We start from the raw sequence: 15,971 nt of genomic DNA on the forward strand, positions 1-15,971 counted from the left end.
CTAATTGGCAACCTTGCTTTCCGCTTGAACAGAACGCTCAGGGATTTTCCCTGCAACAACATCCTCGACATCACGTAAACATTTTGCGCCCATTTCCTGTAGACATTCCATCGTATAAGCAGAAGTATGGGGAGTCATAACCACATTGTTGAAAGTCAGATAAGGGTGATCTTTCCGTCCCGGCTCTTCTTCTAGAACATCTGTCGCCAAACCAGCAATTTTTCCAGATGTTAAAGCATCGACAATTGCTTCTTCATCCAGCAACGCTCCGCGAGCACTATTGGAAAGATAGACATTGTCTTTCATCTGATTGATTTCTTTAGTAGAAATCATGTGGTAGTTCTCTTCATTTAAACTGGCACAAAGGCAAATGATATCTGATTCCTGCAATAATTGAGGCAGATCGACTTTTTTGGCCCCATAACTTTCAATGTGCAATGGCGATTTGTATGGATCATAAGCTAAGACATTGCAACGGAATCCGTTTCGCAATGTTTCTACGACACAACTGCCCGTATTGCCAACACCGATGACACCAACTGTTTTATTGAAAAGCGTCCGACCGACAAAGTTAGCACGATCCTCCCAGCTGTCGTTCTTAACACTCAAATCGGCTTCGACTGTTTTTCTCAACAGCGCTAGCAGATTCGTTATATTGTTTTCAGCAACCGCATCTCGTTCTACTAAAGCCGGTATGATCGAAACAATCGTGTCATGGCTGCGAGCAACTTCAATATCAATATTGTTGTAACCAATTCCATGTCTGGTAATCAAAATAAGTTCATCCTTATGATCAAAAAAGTCTTGCGTAAAAAATGGTGTGACACTTGCAATAATGATATTGTAGCCTGTTAACAATTCTGCTAATTCCTGTCCGCCGATTTCTCCATCAACAGTAAATGAACGAACTTCACCGATTTTTTCAAGCCGCTCCAACTGATCGTGAAAAATCTTGCCAAAACTACTTGAATTTACAATCGCTATTTTGTATTTTCCCATCCTCAAAGCTCCTTTAGTCTTGTTTGATTCTTGACTGACAAATTCACTTCCGTACCACCTTAATCAACTGGCCTTATTTGCTCCATCTCCTTCTTTATAAATCGTTCAAACCGTTCTTCACATTGACTCACAACATAGAAACCGATTTCTGATAACGCATACATATTATGACTCTATTATACAAAAAAATATTTTTTTGTAAACAAAAAAAATAAAAAATATTTTTGTTGATTTTTTTTTCGTTTCCTAGTATCTTATGAATAAATAGATATTCCAATGAAGGAGGGGTGCCAATGTCTAGCCCTATTCACTTGCAAATTAAATCAATGTACAAAGACTTTAGCCCAAAAGAACAAGCAATCGCCGACTACATATTGGAAAATCCAAGTAAGGTTAGCCATAGTTCTATTAGCGACCTCGCCGCTGAACTGGGTATTGCCGACTCTACCTTTTTTCAATTCACAAAAAAATTGGGTTTCAATGGATTTAAAGATTTTAAGATGGCTATGCTGAAACAAGAAAACGATTTGACCGCGATTACAATCCACGAAAATGTTCAAAAAGATGATTCTGAATTAGTCATGGCACAAAAAGTTTTCGATTCAAATATGACCACTTTGACCGACACGAAAAAATTATTGAAAGAAGTGGATTTAAATAAAGCGGTCGGAATGATTTCTGCGTCTCGGCGTCTGTATTTCTTTGGCGTAGGCGGTTCTGAAATCGTGGCGACGGATGCCTATCATAAATTTTTACGTTCTCCTATCCCTGTTGGGCACAGCACGGATTATCATCTTCAGTTGATGGAAGCTTCGCTACTTACAGAAGAAGACTGTGCGATGTTTATCTCCCATTCGGGTAAATCTAAAGAGACCATTCATATTGCTGAGGCAGCTAAGAAAAACGGGGCAAAAGTAATTGTCGTGACCAGTCAAGCAAACTCACCGCTGGCAAAATTGGGGGATGTGGTCTTTATCTCCATTTCTGCGGAAATCGAATTTCGCTCTGAAGCATTAGCCTCGCGGATCGCACAATTAAGTATCATTGACTCTTTGTATGTGATTCTTATGTTCCATAATCGAAAAAATGCTCAAAATACGATTTCAAAAGTTAGAGAAGTCATTCAAACGCTAAAAGAAAACAAACCTGATTAAGAAAGGCTTCGCGAACTCGCTCAGCTTTTGCTTATTGCTCAAAAGCTAGTTTGTAAAACCGGACATGTATTTCACTGCAGTTTAGCGATTTATTTATATAAAATTTTTATACTTCCTTAATAGTAAAAAAATTCCTCCTATGATCCGTTTGAGTTTATCCAAACAAGCCATAAGAGGAATTTTTTATTGATATTGCTATAAGAGAAAGTTGGTTCCGGCTTTTCCGTAGTAATCGTATTATTCAGACCATTGCTTTTTATTTCTGCGAATACGCATAGAAACTTTTCTATATTTTATAAGCGATAAGCAGATTTGGATCAAAGGTCCTAATAAAAAAATGGCGAAAGCTGTTCCAACTCCGAATGTTCCACCTAACAGAACCCCAATACTAACGATTAGAAAATCGAGTATAACTCTCCCCTTCTGTAAAGATACCTGTAAAAGGTCGCAGACACAAAACATCATCCCTTCCAACGGCCCTGATCCTAATTCTTCGGTTAAATAGATTGCTGTTCCCAGTGCCATGACACAAAAACCTAAGAATGAAGCAAAAATATTATTTTGCAAAAAATCGATTGATTGAATCATCGAAGCTGTTTGATTGATCGTCTCACCGACTAATAAAGTATTGATAATACTGCCTATTCCCAACATATCACGTTTGTAAAAAAAGGTAATTAATAAGAATAGTAAGCTGATCAATTGACTCCAACGGCCGAATGGAATCGATGAAAAATTCATTAATCCTAAAATCAACGTACTGACTGAGTCAAACCCTTGATTGGCGGTCACAATTATTTCGATGCCGATCCCCATCAAGATAGTTCCAACAATCACTAAGATTACGCGCGATAAATTATTTTTACTCATCCGCATCCACCATCGTTTTTAATCGCAAGACAAATTCCTCATAGTCCTCACTCATACTCAATTGCTTTGTATTGATCGGTTCTGAAACGATCTCAATAAATTTCTCAAAAAAATCATTGAATTCATTTGCCTCATCTTTATTGATCGCGATATAAGCAATCAGCTTGATCGTATGATCAGCCCAAACGAGCGGTTCTTGTAACGTCATGATCGCAACGCCGCTTTTTTCGGCTTCCAACTCGACCGAATGGGGAACCGCGATTCCAGAAGGAAAACTCGTAGGAGACATTCGTTCACGTTTTTCCACTCTTTCAAGGAAACCTTCGTCGACAAACCTTTCTTTTACCATCCGCTGATTGATCTGTTTACGGATTTCGATGGGTTTCAAGCCAGCCGGATCGATCTGATTAAAATATAGTTCCGGCAAAATAAATTTTTCAATCGCCTGATACATGCGTCTTTTCTCGCGTTGCGACTTTAATGAGTCAATTCGTTTTTCAATTTTTTTGATGTCTTTACTTGTTAAAAATGGATGGATGAAAACCGAACCCGCATACTCAGAAGCCGTTTTTCGATCAGTCGTCAATAATAAATCATGATCTGTAGCAGCTGCTTTCCACTTTTCTGTCACTAAAACATTAACATTTTCTCCAAAACGTTCTTCAATTTGCTTACTGAGATTAGCACCGATATCATGATAATCATTCACAACCAGCTGAATGGTTACTTGATTACGGAAATTCTTTTGTGTTTCAAGAAAAGAACCTATATGTAAAGCAATGAAAGATATCTCATCATCATTGAACCAAATATCTAGCCGATCCTGAATCAAGGAAGAGATGTACACAGCTAAATCATAGATTAATGGATAGGCCGTTTTCAAATCTAACAAGCTGCTATTGCGTGTGAATGTTTCGTAATGGGAGCGGTAATAGAGACTTTGTAAATGGATCGCCAGCTTATTGAAAAATTCTTCATCATGCAGTTCGACTAAGTATGTTCGCTCGACTTCTGCCAGAACATCCTGTAGGGCAGTGATGATCTTCCGATCAACAAAATGCGATAATTGCTGACTGTTTTGTTTCGTCAATGTTTCATTTTGCATTCCAATAAATAATAGGGACAATTGCTCTAGCTCTGCATGGGAAAAATGAATGTCATATTGTTGTGCCAACTTATCGCTGATTTCTTCAGCTATTAAAAATTCTGGGCTGCTTTGTGCTTGGTCATTATTTAAGCTTTTCTTCAGACTATGCCCTTGGCGAATTCGTTCAATGCTGATGGCAAAATGTAAGACAATATTGTTCAATGAGTATTGATTGATTTGAATCTTGTGTTCAGATAACACCTCTTGGATCGTCTGCTGCAGTTTCTCTAATGAAATATAACCAATCATTTGCTGAATACTTACCTTAAGCTTTTCCTGCAAGTCGCTTTCATTGTATAAAAGCGAAATAAGATAACGCCTTTTTGCCCGTTCTGGACCTGTAAGTTTGATATATTCTTGCTCAAAAACAATTTGAATGGCATCATTGGTGATTTCTTTTTTTAATTGTTGAATATCATTTTTCAATGTTGATTCTGAAATATATAATTTTTCAGCCAATTCATAAAAATCAACGCCTTCCGAAGAATGTTTCAACAGCTCTAAAAAGATTCGAGATTTGCGATCCTCTGTTCCATCTCCCTGAACCTTTGCTTCTATATTTAATTGATAGCCTAAATGACTGGTCAAAATGAGCGCTTGATTATTCTGATTAATTCTAGCGACACGATTGCGAATTGTTCGAGTCGTGCAATTACTAAATTCTGCTAGTTCATCAGAAGTTACCCAGCGGTTTTTCTTCGTTAAATAATCAATCAACTCTTTTTCTTTTTTTGTCAGCACGTTTACACCTCCATTCAAAGAAAAGTTGATCATAAAGATCAACTTTTCAATTGGTTATAACGTTTCGCCATTTGAAGCAATCACTTGTTTGTACCAGTCAAAACTGTCTTTTTTGATTCGTTCACCCGATCCTTTGCCTTCATTGTCTAGGTCAACATAAATGAAGCCATAGCGTTTTTCCATCTGAGCAGAAGAACAGCTGATAATGTCGATTGGCCCCCAAGCACAATACGCGATAACATCGGCGCCATCGTACATCGCCCGCTTCATCTGTGCGATGTGCTCGGATAAATAAGAGATCCGATAATCGTCATGAACTTGACCTTCTTCTAATTTATCATACATCCCAAAACCATTCTCAGCGATGATGATCGATTTGTGATAGCGATCCCAGTATTGTGACAACGAATTATACAGTCCTTGCGGATCAACTGCCCAGCCCCAAGGATTCGCTTTTAAATTAGGGTTTGGAGTAACTGAAGATGGACTCATAGTATTTTTGGAAGCATCTACCATTTGCGAATAGTAGTACGAAAGAGCTAAATAATCCATTGGATAATCCTTCAGCAATTGTTTATCTTCCGATGTAATGTCTAACTGAATGCCATTTTCGGCAAAGTAATTTAATGCATATTGCGGATATTCCCCTTGGAATTGAACATCCGTATAAAAATATTGCATCCGGTTGCGTCGCAAAGCCAAATTCACATCATCTGGATCACAAGAATATGGGTAGGCTGTACAATCAGCCATCATCGTCCCGATCATCATGTCAGGATTGAGTGTTTTAGCATGAGCAGCTAGTTTTGCACTAGCGACAAACTGATGATGCACTGCTTGGAAACTCGCTTCTTCATAGTTATCGACGGTATCATACGGTATCGCAGTAGAATTGAAGGGTTCAAATTGAATCAAATTGACTTGATTGATCACGATCCAATACTTCACCTTTGATTGATAACGCTCTAAAACAACTTTTCCGTATTTGACAAATAGATCAATCACTTTACGGTTATTCCAACCACCGTATTTCAGTGTAATCTCGACAGGTGTTTCATAATGTAAAATGGTAATGATCGGTTCCATACCCAACGCAATGATTTTATCAATTAAACGATCGTAGTATGCCAATCCTTCTTCATTTGGCTCATCCTCATCACCAGTAGGAAAAATACGTGTCCAGTCAAGGGACGTTCGGAAGGTTTTGAATCCCATTTCACTGAGTAATTCCAAGTCTGACTCATACGTATGATAGAAGTCAATCCCATGACGTTTTGGATAATATCCGTCTTTATCAGCTAAGTTTGCTTTAACATCAGCTAAAGACATTCCTTTATGCTGCTCTTCCGCAATTTCAGCATTGCTTTTATCTGGATAGTACTTATGCAAATCCGCCAAACTGATTCCTTTTCCGGCTACTTTATAAGCACCTTCTGCTTGATTGGCCGCAATCGCTCCGCCCCATAAAAAGTCTTTAGGCATTTGATAATTTTTCAATGAAATTCCTCCTTGTATATCCGAAAACCGGATATGATTAACTGTTTAATCGTTTGCTATTTTTGACTAAATGCTGCAAATAAACGGACTAGATGTTCTCCGATCAATATCTCGCTTTGAGCGGTCATCAGTGTATCCTGCGCGTGGCAGAACAAAGTTGAATAACGAATTTGCTCGCCAGATGCTTCCAACTGCAAAGTGTCTGTCTGTAATCCGTGAGCGATCACGACCTCTTTGCGTGCTGCTTTTACTTCTTCTTTTGCTTTTCCAAAATCCATTGCTTCTAAACTTTCTAATGATTGCACCAGATGATCTCTGGCATTGCCGGCATGAACAAGAATGTTCATCGACAGTTGATTTAATTGATCATTTTCTTCTAAATGTTTTGTCTCTTCCATAGGTGACCTCCTGCTGTTTCTCATTAATATGATTATTTATTTCTAGTGAACGACCTCTGCCTCTGCTTCCGCCTCTTCCAAAACCTCTTGTGCTTCTTGTTTTACTAATGAATTGTCATAGGCTTTGAAGAATGGTAAGAAAACTAACCACGTAATTACGAAAATCAACGCACAGACAACAATTGCTCGCCAATCTTGTGTCGCTAAATAAGACGTGATTGGATAAGGCATGTACCATAATAAGAATGTATTTGACGGGATGTTAACTAATCCAAACGACATAGTGACATAAGCAATCGTTGGAACAATGATACTGTTGATCCACATCGGTACCATTAGATACGGATTGAAGGCAATCGGTGCGCCGAATACTAAAGGTTCATTAATATTGAAAATCGATGGAATAATCACCGCTTTTCCGATCGCCTTTAATTGCGCCGATTTACTTAACAGCAACATCATTACAGACAACGCCAAGGTGGTTCCGATCCCTCCCATGGAAGAAAAGGCATAACAAGTTTCTTGTGTAGCGATATTCATCGCTTGTCCACCATTTGCGACAGCTTCGGCATTTGCAGCTAAACCGGACATGTAAACTGGATAAACCACGGGCATCATTACCCAGCCAGAAATACCGAATGTATACAAGAAGACTGGAATAAAAACAGACAGCACAAAACCTGGATACGACTGGACAATGCTTGCTAATGGGCTGAAAACTAGTAAAACCACTTCAAAGAAATCAATTTTGAATTGGAAAGTGATCAACCAACCGACCAGCAGCACAAAAGTAATCGGCAATAAACTGTTGAACCAGCCAACCACAAAATCTGGAATCGGTGTATCTTCATCGAAGAAAGAATATTTCACGGCAAAGTTCATGACAAAAGCTACAAATAACCCTGTGATCATTGATAAGAACATTCCTGTAGCGCCGAAACGAGACATGATGAATACCGCTTCCCCTTCAGCTGTCATCGTTGGAAATAATAACATCATGAATAATACCAATGAGGCCGAACCAGAAATTAGTTTTTGACCACCGTGCCCTTTTTTCTCCATTAGATAATAAGGAATTAAGAAAGCAACAACCAGTCCATACATACCGAATGAGAAATTGCTGATCATTGAGAAATCCGGCATGCCGCTGAAAATATTTTTTAATAAGGAAACGACAGTCACTAACGACCCTACAAAAACTAAAGGTAAAGCGATCATAATCGAGTCTTGGATAGCCGAAATCCAAGGATTTTTAACCACCTTATTTACTTTTGGAGCAAAGGTATTCGTCATAAAATTCATAATTTTATCCATCATAGTCTAATCCTCCAATTTTAGAATCAAATCTAACGCTTTTTCTCCATTCAACGTGCCGTACACCGCTTGTGGAATTACTGCCGCTTTGACATTTTTATCCTTTGTTTGTTCTTGAAGGTCATTTAACATGTGGGACAAATGCGGACCAATCAACAAGTAATCGATTTCATTAATCCGATCATCCAACTGAGATTCACTCGCCGCCTTGACGATAACCTCGACCTTTCTTTTTTTGGCTGCTTTTCTGATCGCCGCCGCCATAAATCCACTTGAAGCACCTGACCCGCAAATTAATAAGATGTTTTTCATTTTATTCACCACTTTCATTTATTTACATGTTTATTATAGGTAATTTCCGGTATGGCTCACAAACTTAGTTTTTTCCTAGAGATGGGAAATTCAACCACAAGACCTTCTCCAAAACGCAAAAAAAAAGGCTGTATCGTGATAAAAGTAATCACGGTACGATCCTTTTTAAATCGTTAACAAATCGATGATCTCTAAGGTTCGTAATTAATGAACTCGCATAACCATCACTCAAAACTGCTCGTCTAGTCGTTTCTCCAATGACAAAAATAGCCAATTCATTATCAAAAAAACGATATACTGAAAAGAAGCGGCGCCAGGCTGAAGGACTTGTAAGATAGACCCCTTGAATTTTTTTATAGCGCAATAAATGTACCAATTTTTGGCTAGACTCTGCTGGAAACTTATTTTCATATGAAATAAACGAGGTAACAACATGATCTTCATTCAGTTGGTCTTCCAAATAATTATCAGCCAATTGACTCTTCGGATAGAAAATAGTCGTCGGTTCTTGGTAACGTTCTGACCATTCGGAGAGCATTGCTCGTTTTGTTTCAACGGAACTAATAAAGGTCGGTTGTCTCCCGCATTCTCTGACCGCTTCCGCAGTTTTTTCTCCAATCACTGCTATTTTTATCTTTTTATCAGCGACTTTCAACGTTTCTCGTACAGCTGACTGGCTCGTGAAAAAGACCCACTGACTTTTTTTCAGCTGCAGCATTTGTTCCTTCGACATAGGGATAAAATGAATCGCGGTCAGTGGAAGAACTTCAGTCTGATAGTTGCACCCTTCGAACAGGTGCCTATCCTCTAGATTTAATCCCTCAACTCGAGTTAACAATATGGTCTTTGTGGATGTAGCCGCGCGACTGCTTGTTTTGCTAATAATAACGGATCACTTCCTGTCAAATGAATCTTTCTTCCTTGAGAATCTAGATTTTCCGCTAAGAAGGCGTAAAAATTCCAATCATTTCCATCTTTTTCCGCAAATGCGCCAATAGGGATATCGCAATTTCCATTCATTTGTTGAAGATAAAAACGTTCTGCAATTGCCGCCGCTTGTGTTTCTTCATCCGTAATTTGCGACAACAGTTCGAACAGCTCTCGATCCGCTCTTCGGCACTCAACACCAAGAACACCCTGGCCGATTGCAGGAACACATATTTCAGGTGTTAATACTTGATAGTCTGGCAACCGTTCAAAATAATTCATCCGCTCTAATCCGGCGCAGGCCAAAACCGTCCCATCCATCTTTTCCTTAACCATCTTCTCCAAGCGAGTCTCAATTTTTCCACGGATAGGAACAAAACGCATCGTAGGATAATGCATTCCTAATTGTTTTGCCCTTCGAACACTGCTGGTTCCAATCACGATCTCCTCTTTTGATTCAAGCACAGCAGAATCCTTCAAAATCAGACAATCCCACGGCAATGCACGTTTAGGAGTAGCTGCCAAAATAAGATCGTCAGGAAGTACTGCCGGCATGTCTTTCAAGCTATGTACGGCAAAATCAATATTTTTTTGCTGGAGCTGATATTCTACTTCTTTAACAAAGACACCTTTTCCTCCAATTTGAGTCAAAGGTGCCTGTTGCAATCGATCTCCTTTTGTTGAAAGTCCGACAATTTCAATTTCTAATTGCGGACAACGTTCTCTTAATAAATTTACCACAATCTGCGTCTGCTTCATGGCCAATGGGCTTTTTCTCGTACCCACTTTTAGTTGTCTCATAGTATGCCTCGATCTATTATTTTTCCTCTACTATTATAGGCGAAGGCTTCTTGTTTTCCAAACCCTCAGTCTTTGGTTTCATTCCAACCTTAAACGCAAGGAAGTACATACCGGCTAAAATTGCTCCACCGCCGACCAGATTTCCCGACCAGACGAACACCATATTTTCAATGAATTGGCCGATCGTAACACCTCCAGCTAACACTCCAGCAGCCACTAAGAACATATTCGCCACAACGTGCTGATACCCTGCGATTACGAAGCCCGCGACAGGCAACCAGGTTCCAAAGATTTTCCCTACAAAATCACGTGAAGCCATGTTCATATATACCCCTGTACAGACTAGAATATTACAGGCAATTCCTGATAAGAAAGCTTGTAATGGACCATCCGCGACACGACCTTGAGCCACTGCAATAGTCCGATCAACAAAAGCTCCTTGCAACGTCTGAGAGAAATAGCCAAAAAAGGCAGCTACAGCGACCGCCCCAACCAAGTTAAACAACGTAACTAAAAACATATTCCGGCCCCATTGCTTAAACGTAATTTCTTTGGCAAACAAGGCCATACTCACAGCCATCATATTTCCCGTAACTAACTCTCCACCAACAAGCAACAAACAGATTAGTCCAAAAGGAAAAACCACAGCTCCTAATAAGTTCACTAATGTGCCCCATTCTTTGGGCATTGACCCCATGGTACGGATCATCGCAACACCGGCTAGACCGATAAATATCCCCGCCATCGTTCCCAACACAGCAATCGTCAAAAAGCTGTAATTGGCCTTGGCCTTTCCTCGGGCAATCGCCTCATCTACTAGATCTTTTGGTGATAATGACATCCTTTCACTCTCCCTTTTCTTATTAAAACAGCCTCTCCGCAGCTTGATCCGCGAATATGATTTCCTCAAATTGTTGTTCTGCTAAATAGCGCTCACTAACAGCATCGAATCGTGTATCCCGTTTTTCTCCAACCTGATGCCACCAAATATCTGCCCCAGCACTGGTATATTGAATCAATTCGTCGATATTGGGCGAACGTGTAGAAACAAGTAAATATCGTTGCCCAAACTTTGGCAGTTTTTCAAACCAATTAAATTGCGACTCTCTTGATACTGTATCTCCGATCAGGATCATCGCTGGATTTGTAATCTTTTCATCAGTAATCAGCGATAATATTGTTGAGAGAGTCCCTACCGCTTTCTTTTGCCGACCATATGTCCCCCAGCTGATTACCGCAATTTTTGTACTGCTTGTAAAGCCGTTCTTTAACAAATGGGGGATAAAATCTGGTAAGGCCTCAATTCCCATATAGACACATACCGTCTGTTCTGATGAAAGCAGCGGGAATGCTGCGGATTGCTCCTCTTTCAAATGCCCCGTCATAAATGTTACGGATCTTGCTTGTCCCCGTTCGGTCAGAGGGATTCCATTATAGGCCGCCGTTCCGCTAGCAGAAGTAATACCAGGAATAATCTCAAACTCGATATTTTTACCAGCAGCTGTTTCAAGCTCCTCAGTCAAGCGGCCAAATATTTCGGGGTCTCCGCCCTTTAAGCGAACAACTTTGGTCTTTTCTTTTGAGGTGTCTAACAGCAATTGATTGATCGTCTCTTGCTTCATACTTTTCTGGTAAGGCGTCTTGCCAACGTAAATGAACTCGCAATCTGGTTTGCAATAGAACAGCAGCAACGGATTTACCAATCGATCGTAAATCACTGCTTCAGCCTCTTCCAGCCGTCTCTTCCCTTTGATAGTCACTAATTCAATATCTCCCGGACCTGCTCCCACAAATGAAATCATCGCTAGACCTCAACGAAGATTTCATCGCCAATGATCTCTACAGGAAAAGTCTTTAGTTGCCCCTCATCTGGTTCCTGAATTTTCCCATCAACTAATGAAATTTTGTATTCACGCATCGGTTCGTATAGGTATTCACCGGACACAATGCCCTCTAAGATAGGCCCATTAGTTAAGGGACAATGATCCTCAATTGCAAAAATTCTGCCATCTAACAATTGGAAAACCGCAATTTTTTGATCCTGTAAAACAACTGAACGGCCAATCCGCGGAACTAGTTTTGCTTTTGTTGTTGCTAATACTTTCGACAATCTATTCACCTACTCCTACTAATTCTGGATTTTCAATGGTATACATTTTTTCCCTTAAATCAACGTCTTTAGTAATTGGTCCCCATGAGTCTTTACGCTCTTTCGCAGCAATTGCTTGATTAAGGCTGTTCCAAAGCACTTGACGCTTTTGAGAATCTAATAATACGGCCTTCACATTTTCAAATCCCATGCGTTCTACCCAAGGAGCTGTTCGTTCGCCATAGATTCCTGTTTCACGATAGTACTGCAGCATAGCTCCACACAAATCAATAACCTCTTCCTCTGTTTCAAGAGTCACTAAATGCTGCGCTTCAACTAATTCTGTTCCGCCATTGCCGCCGATCAAGATCTGGAAACCGTTCTCTACACCAATGATCCCAAAGTCTTTTACCGCAGATTCGACACAACTTCGCGGACAACCAGAGACCCCTACTTTAAATTTATGAGGGGTGTCGATATACTCGAAGTTCTCCTCAATCTTGACACCCAGCTCCATTGTTTTTTGGGTGCCAAATCGACAGAAGCTTTGACCAACACACGTCTTCACTGACCGGAAGACTTTACCGTAGGCTTGCGCAGCTACCATATCCAGTTCTTCCCAAATTTTTGGCAAGTCCTGCTTTTTCACACCATAAAGACCGATTCTTTGCGATCCGGTTACTTTTACTAGCGGCACATTATATCTTTCAGCCACCTGAGCCAACTTAATCAGCTGCTGAGGCGTCGTTTGACCGCCGCGCATTCTCGGAATGACCGAAAAAGTTCCGTCTTTTTGAATGTTGGCATGCATCCGTTCGTTCGCCACACGTGAATCTCTTTCATCTTCATGCTCCGCCGGCCATGCTACATTCAAATAAAAATTGACCGCTGGACGACATTTTGAGCATCCTTCTGGATTGCGCCATTCTAATGCAGCAAATACTTCATTCGTGCTGGATAGATGCTTCGCGTAGATTTGTGTAACGACTTGATCTCGATTCAAATCTGTACACGGACAGATTCCAGTTGCTGTAGTGACCGCATCGCCTAATTCATATTCTAATAAAGTCTGTACTTGTGGTTTACATTTACCACAAGACGTACCAGCTTTGGTCACTTTTCCGACTTCAGCAACACTGGACAAGCCTTTTTCACGAATCGAACGCAGGATTGATCCTTTGTCTACGCCATTACAGCCGCAGACTGTTTCGTCATCTTCCCATTCGATAACATCAGCACCCATACCAGCGCCTTCTCCAATCGCCTGCAGAACAGCAATCGTTTGTAAATCGAGTTCACTGATTTCTTGTCCCTTTTTCATCATATTGTAGTAGCGGCTGCCGTCATCCGTATCTCCGTATAGCACGATTCCTTGGATTTTTCCGTCCTTCAGGAAAATCTTTTTATACTTTCTAGACGCACTGTCAAAGGCCTCAATGCTGTCCATGCCTTCAGTGTTTAATATATTCCCTGCCGAATAGAGGTCTGCTCCTGAAACTTTTAAGGAAGTAAAGGTTTTTGAGCCTTGATACGCCTTTACTTCTGCTTGATCCGTAAGCAGATCAGCCAAGATTTTCCCTTGCTCGAATAACGGAGCCACTAACCCATAACAGATCCCATTGTGTTCGACACACTCGCCAACGCCATAAATATCTGGCAAACTTGTCTCCATATAGTCATTTACTACAATTCCGCGATTGACTTCTAATCCAATCTCACGAGCCAATTCAACTGCTGGACGAATACCAATCGACATAACGATCAAATCCGTTTCGATTTCCGTATCGTTTGCAAAGCGCATGCCTGTTACACGATCTGCTCCTAGAATCTCTTGTGTACTGTGTTCCATCAAAAAATGCAGCCCTTGATCCTCTAGTTCCGCCTGCAGCAATTTTCCGGCTTTTTCGTCTAATTGCGTTTCCATTAGCCACTTCGCTAAATGAACTACGGTTACATCCATTCCTTGTTCTTGGAGACCTTTAGCCGCCTCAAGTCCTAATAGACCACCACCAATGACTACGGCTTTTTTGTATTTAGCCGCTGACGCTAACATTTCTGCCGTATCATCAATCGTTCTAAAAGCTACCACGCCTTCTTTATCCGCACCGGGAATCGGCAGAATAAAAGGATGCGATCCTGTCGCAAAAATAATTTTATCGTAAGGAATGATTTCCCCCGCTTCGGTTGTGACGGTTTTCACTTCTACATCAACACCGACAGCTGGATCGTCATTGATCAGGGCAATCTGATTTTCCCCATACCACTCCATTGGATTTGTGATGATCTCATCAACAGTCATCTTTTTTTGTAGTACATTTGATAACATGATCCGATTGTAATTTGGGTATTGTTCATTTCCAATAATTGTTATTTCATACCGATCAGCGTCACGTTCTAGAATTTCTTCTACTGTACGCACCCCTGCCATACCATTTCCAATTACCACTAAACGTTCTTTCAATGTCTCCACCTCGGCTTCTATTTGTTCACACCATCACAATAAAGGAAAATGCTCGAATTTTATATAAGGGAATCCCCTAATTATTCAAAAAAAGCCAACGACATTAAGTCGCTGACTTTAAAAAATCCTGAAGTCTTTCTTTTAATTTTTTGGTTTGGGTTGGTGACTTTCCTTGAGTGGTGATTGCGATAGCCGCATCCTGCTCCTTAATGACGGCCATGTTGAAGAAATTGCTTCGTGCTTGATTCGTGGTATCGTTGATTAACTGTTCGGGAGTGGCTTCCTTGAGTATTTGTTGATTCGTGATTTCGTCATTTGTACAGATAAAGATGAAGTGAAAATTTTTAGTGTCGCCCTTTCTGAACACACGCTGTTTTATAATCACCCGTTTCGCTTCTGCCAATGACTGTAGTTCATCGGTAACTATCGGAGCAATAATCGTCGGTACAGAGCCTGCTTCAATTAAATTTTTTGCTTTTCTCGTCGCTATTTTCCCGCCGCCGACGATCAAAACAGAAAATGCTTGGATATCGATCAAGATTGGATACATGGAATTTCCTCTAATCGCTCGATAATTGCTGAAACCAGTGCTTCGCTATCTTGCATAGTCGGCAATAGGAAATCTCGCGAGCCTCTTTGTTCAACGATTTCAGTTTTTATTTTTTTAGCCAGATACCCTTCAGTTAGAAACAATCGCTGGATGATCATTGCTTCACTGTGTTCTTCCAGTATCCGTTGGTAGTGATGATGTCCATGATAGGCGGCAGGATGGACCTTCCGATCTATTTGTTTTTCCATTTGGCTCGCGATTTGCTCCAATTGCTGAAATGGTTCTGGATAATGCGGCGTTCCATGGGCGATCAATAACACTTCCGCCGCTGAATCTTTCACGGACTGAACTTGCTGGACTAAAAATTTTTCAACAGCCTTCGTCGTGCCTAGTGTAGGTAAAATTTGATAAGGTATTTGATTCTCTAGAACATGTTTGGCACGTTCAGGCAGGTCTTCCTTTGCATGCGTTGCGGGAAAAAGCAAAACGGGTAAGAAAACGATTTTGTCTACTTCTCGAATTCGCAACGACTGAATCGCATCCTCCAATGTTTGGAATTCACCTTCCAACAACCCTACCTCATAAGGAACCTTGAGCGGCTTCGCGGCTTTTTCAATCACTGAAAGATTGGCCTTAGAAAGTTGATTTTTGCGACCGTGTAAAACAAAGATGATTCCGATCATTTCTCTTCTCCTCACTTAAAGCGTTTAA

16 protein-coding genes are annotated in these 15,971 nt (G+C 40.5%); 1 reads left to right on the top strand and 15 read right to left on the bottom strand.

The window, feature by feature from the left end; translation table 11 throughout:
• Positions 1–999 carry a D-isomer specific 2-hydroxyacid dehydrogenase family protein gene (locus IGI38_RS08345; RefSeq protein WP_438728746.1) on the bottom strand — a complete coding sequence of 333 codons (999 nt, stop codon included), beginning with the start codon at positions 997–999 and terminating at the stop codon, positions 1–3.
• A 293-nt stretch (positions 1,000–1,292) separates the two neighbouring features.
• Here IGI38_RS08345 and IGI38_RS08350 point away from each other — a divergent pair, with 293 nt between their 5' ends.
• Positions 1,293–2,153, top strand: coding sequence for a MurR/RpiR family transcriptional regulator (locus IGI38_RS08350; RefSeq protein ID WP_438728748.1), 861 nt, complete (start codon positions 1,293–1,295; stop codon positions 2,151–2,153).
• Positions 2,154–2,390: 237 nt separating this feature from the next.
• On the opposite strand, the gene IGI38_RS08355 is transcribed toward IGI38_RS08350, so the two are convergent.
• The 14 genes from IGI38_RS08355 to IGI38_RS08420 form a co-directional block, all read right to left on the bottom strand.
• Complete coding sequence (locus IGI38_RS08355) at positions 2,391–3,023, bottom strand: YczE/YyaS/YitT family protein (RefSeq protein ID WP_438728750.1); 633 nt, start codon at positions 3,021–3,023, stop codon at positions 2,391–2,393.
• Positions 3,016–4,911 (bottom strand): BglG family transcription antiterminator, encoded by a 1,896-nt coding sequence (locus IGI38_RS08360; RefSeq protein WP_438728752.1) that lies wholly within the window; start codon positions 4,909–4,911, stop codon positions 3,016–3,018. The genes IGI38_RS08355 and IGI38_RS08360 overlap by 8 nt, the downstream gene beginning before the upstream one ends.
• Positions 4,912–4,965: 54 nt before the next feature.
• A complete protein-coding gene (locus tag IGI38_RS08365; protein ID WP_438728754.1) occupies positions 4,966–6,408 on the bottom strand; it encodes a glycoside hydrolase family 1 protein in 1,443 nt (480 codons plus the stop codon).
• Between the two features lie 56 nt (positions 6,409–6,464).
• Positions 6,465–6,806 (bottom strand): PTS lactose/cellobiose transporter subunit IIA, encoded by a 342-nt coding sequence (locus IGI38_RS08370; RefSeq protein ID WP_438728756.1) that lies wholly within the window; start codon positions 6,804–6,806, stop codon positions 6,465–6,467.
• Positions 6,807–6,848: 42 nt separating this feature from the next.
• The gene (locus tag IGI38_RS08375; protein ID WP_438730370.1) at positions 6,849–8,120 is read right to left on the bottom strand and encodes a PTS sugar transporter subunit IIC; all 1,272 of its coding nucleotides are present in this window, start codon (positions 8,118–8,120) and stop codon (positions 6,849–6,851) included.
• 6 nt (positions 8,121–8,126) lie between these two features.
• Positions 8,127–8,432: a PTS sugar transporter subunit IIB gene (locus IGI38_RS08380; protein ID WP_438728758.1), complete on the bottom strand. Its 306-nt coding sequence runs from the start codon at positions 8,430–8,432 to the stop codon at positions 8,127–8,129.
• A 148-nt stretch (positions 8,433–8,580) separates the two neighbouring features.
• Positions 8,581–9,270 (bottom strand): uroporphyrinogen-III synthase, encoded by a 690-nt coding sequence (locus tag IGI38_RS08385; RefSeq protein ID WP_438728760.1) that lies wholly within the window; start codon positions 9,268–9,270, stop codon positions 8,581–8,583.
• Positions 9,264–10,160 carry a hydroxymethylbilane synthase gene (hemC, locus tag IGI38_RS08390; protein WP_438728762.1) on the bottom strand — a complete coding sequence of 299 codons (897 nt, stop codon included), beginning with the start codon at positions 10,158–10,160 and terminating at the stop codon, positions 9,264–9,266. The genes IGI38_RS08385 and hemC overlap by 7 nt, the downstream gene beginning before the upstream one ends.
• A 16-nt stretch (positions 10,161–10,176) precedes the next feature.
• Positions 10,177–11,001: a formate/nitrite transporter family protein gene (locus IGI38_RS08395; RefSeq protein ID WP_438728764.1), complete on the bottom strand. Its 825-nt coding sequence runs from the start codon at positions 10,999–11,001 to the stop codon at positions 10,177–10,179.
• A gap of 22 nt (positions 11,002–11,023) precedes the next feature.
• A complete protein-coding gene (gene cobA, locus IGI38_RS08400; protein WP_438728766.1) occupies positions 11,024–11,962 on the bottom strand; it encodes a uroporphyrinogen-III C-methyltransferase in 939 nt (312 codons plus the stop codon).
• A gap of 2 nt (positions 11,963–11,964) precedes the next feature.
• Complete coding sequence (locus IGI38_RS08405) at positions 11,965–12,270, bottom strand: nitrite reductase (NAD(P)H) small subunit (RefSeq protein WP_438728768.1); 306 nt, start codon at positions 12,268–12,270, stop codon at positions 11,965–11,967.
• A 1-nt stretch (position 12,271) separates the two neighbouring features.
• Positions 12,272–14,710 carry a nitrite reductase large subunit NirB gene (nirB, locus tag IGI38_RS08410; protein ID WP_438728770.1) on the bottom strand — a complete coding sequence of 813 codons (2,439 nt, stop codon included), beginning with the start codon at positions 14,708–14,710 and terminating at the stop codon, positions 12,272–12,274.
• Positions 14,711–14,813: 103 nt separating this feature from the next.
• On the bottom strand, positions 14,814–15,260 hold the full coding sequence (locus tag IGI38_RS08415) for a precorrin-2 dehydrogenase/sirohydrochlorin ferrochelatase family protein (protein WP_438728772.1): 447 nt from the start codon (positions 15,258–15,260) through the stop codon (positions 14,814–14,816).
• Positions 15,245–15,943, bottom strand: coding sequence for a sirohydrochlorin chelatase (locus tag IGI38_RS08420; protein ID WP_438728774.1), 699 nt, complete (start codon positions 15,941–15,943; stop codon positions 15,245–15,247). The genes IGI38_RS08415 and IGI38_RS08420 overlap by 16 nt, the downstream gene beginning before the upstream one ends.
• Between the last annotated feature and the right edge of the window lie 28 nt (positions 15,944–15,971).

The sequence above is a fragment of the Enterococcus sp. AZ128 genome (assembly GCF_051714485.1).
Lineage (GTDB): Bacteria > Bacillota > Bacilli > Lactobacillales > Enterococcaceae > Enterococcus_A.

What these genes read in the sequence shown, in the direction of transcription:
- IGI38_RS08345 (WP_438728746.1), bottom strand. Translation starts at nt 999, where the DNA reads ATGGGAAAATACAAAATAGCGATTGTAAATTCAAGTAGTTTTGGCAAG.
- IGI38_RS08350 (WP_438728748.1), top strand. Translation starts at nt 1,293, where the DNA reads ATGTCTAGCCCTATTCACTTGCAAATTAAATCAATGTACAAAGACTTT.
- IGI38_RS08355 (WP_438728750.1), bottom strand. Translation starts at nt 3,023, where the DNA reads ATGAGTAAAAATAATTTATCGCGCGTAATCTTAGTGATTGTTGGAACT.
- IGI38_RS08370 (WP_438728756.1), bottom strand. Translation starts at nt 6,806, where the DNA reads ATGGAAGAGACAAAACATTTAGAAGAAAATGATCAATTAAATCAACTG.
- IGI38_RS08375 (WP_438730370.1), bottom strand. Translation starts at nt 8,120, where the DNA reads ATGGATAAAATTATGAATTTTATGACGAATACCTTTGCTCCAAAAGTA.
- IGI38_RS08380 (WP_438728758.1), bottom strand. Translation starts at nt 8,432, where the DNA reads ATGAAAAACATCTTATTAATTTGCGGGTCAGGTGCTTCAAGTGGATTT.
- hemC (WP_438728762.1), bottom strand. Translation starts at nt 10,160, where the DNA reads ATGAGACAACTAAAAGTGGGTACGAGAAAAAGCCCATTGGCCATGAAG.
- IGI38_RS08395 (WP_438728764.1), bottom strand. Translation starts at nt 11,001, where the DNA reads ATGTCATTATCACCAAAAGATCTAGTAGATGAGGCGATTGCCCGAGGA.
- cobA (WP_438728766.1), bottom strand. Translation starts at nt 11,962, where the DNA reads ATGATTTCATTTGTGGGAGCAGGTCCGGGAGATATTGAATTAGTGACT.
- IGI38_RS08415 (WP_438728772.1), bottom strand. Translation starts at nt 15,260, where the DNA reads ATGTATCCAATCTTGATCGATATCCAAGCATTTTCTGTTTTGATCGTC.
- IGI38_RS08420 (WP_438728774.1), bottom strand. Translation starts at nt 15,943, where the DNA reads ATGATCGGAATCATCTTTGTTTTACACGGTCGCAAAAATCAACTTTCT.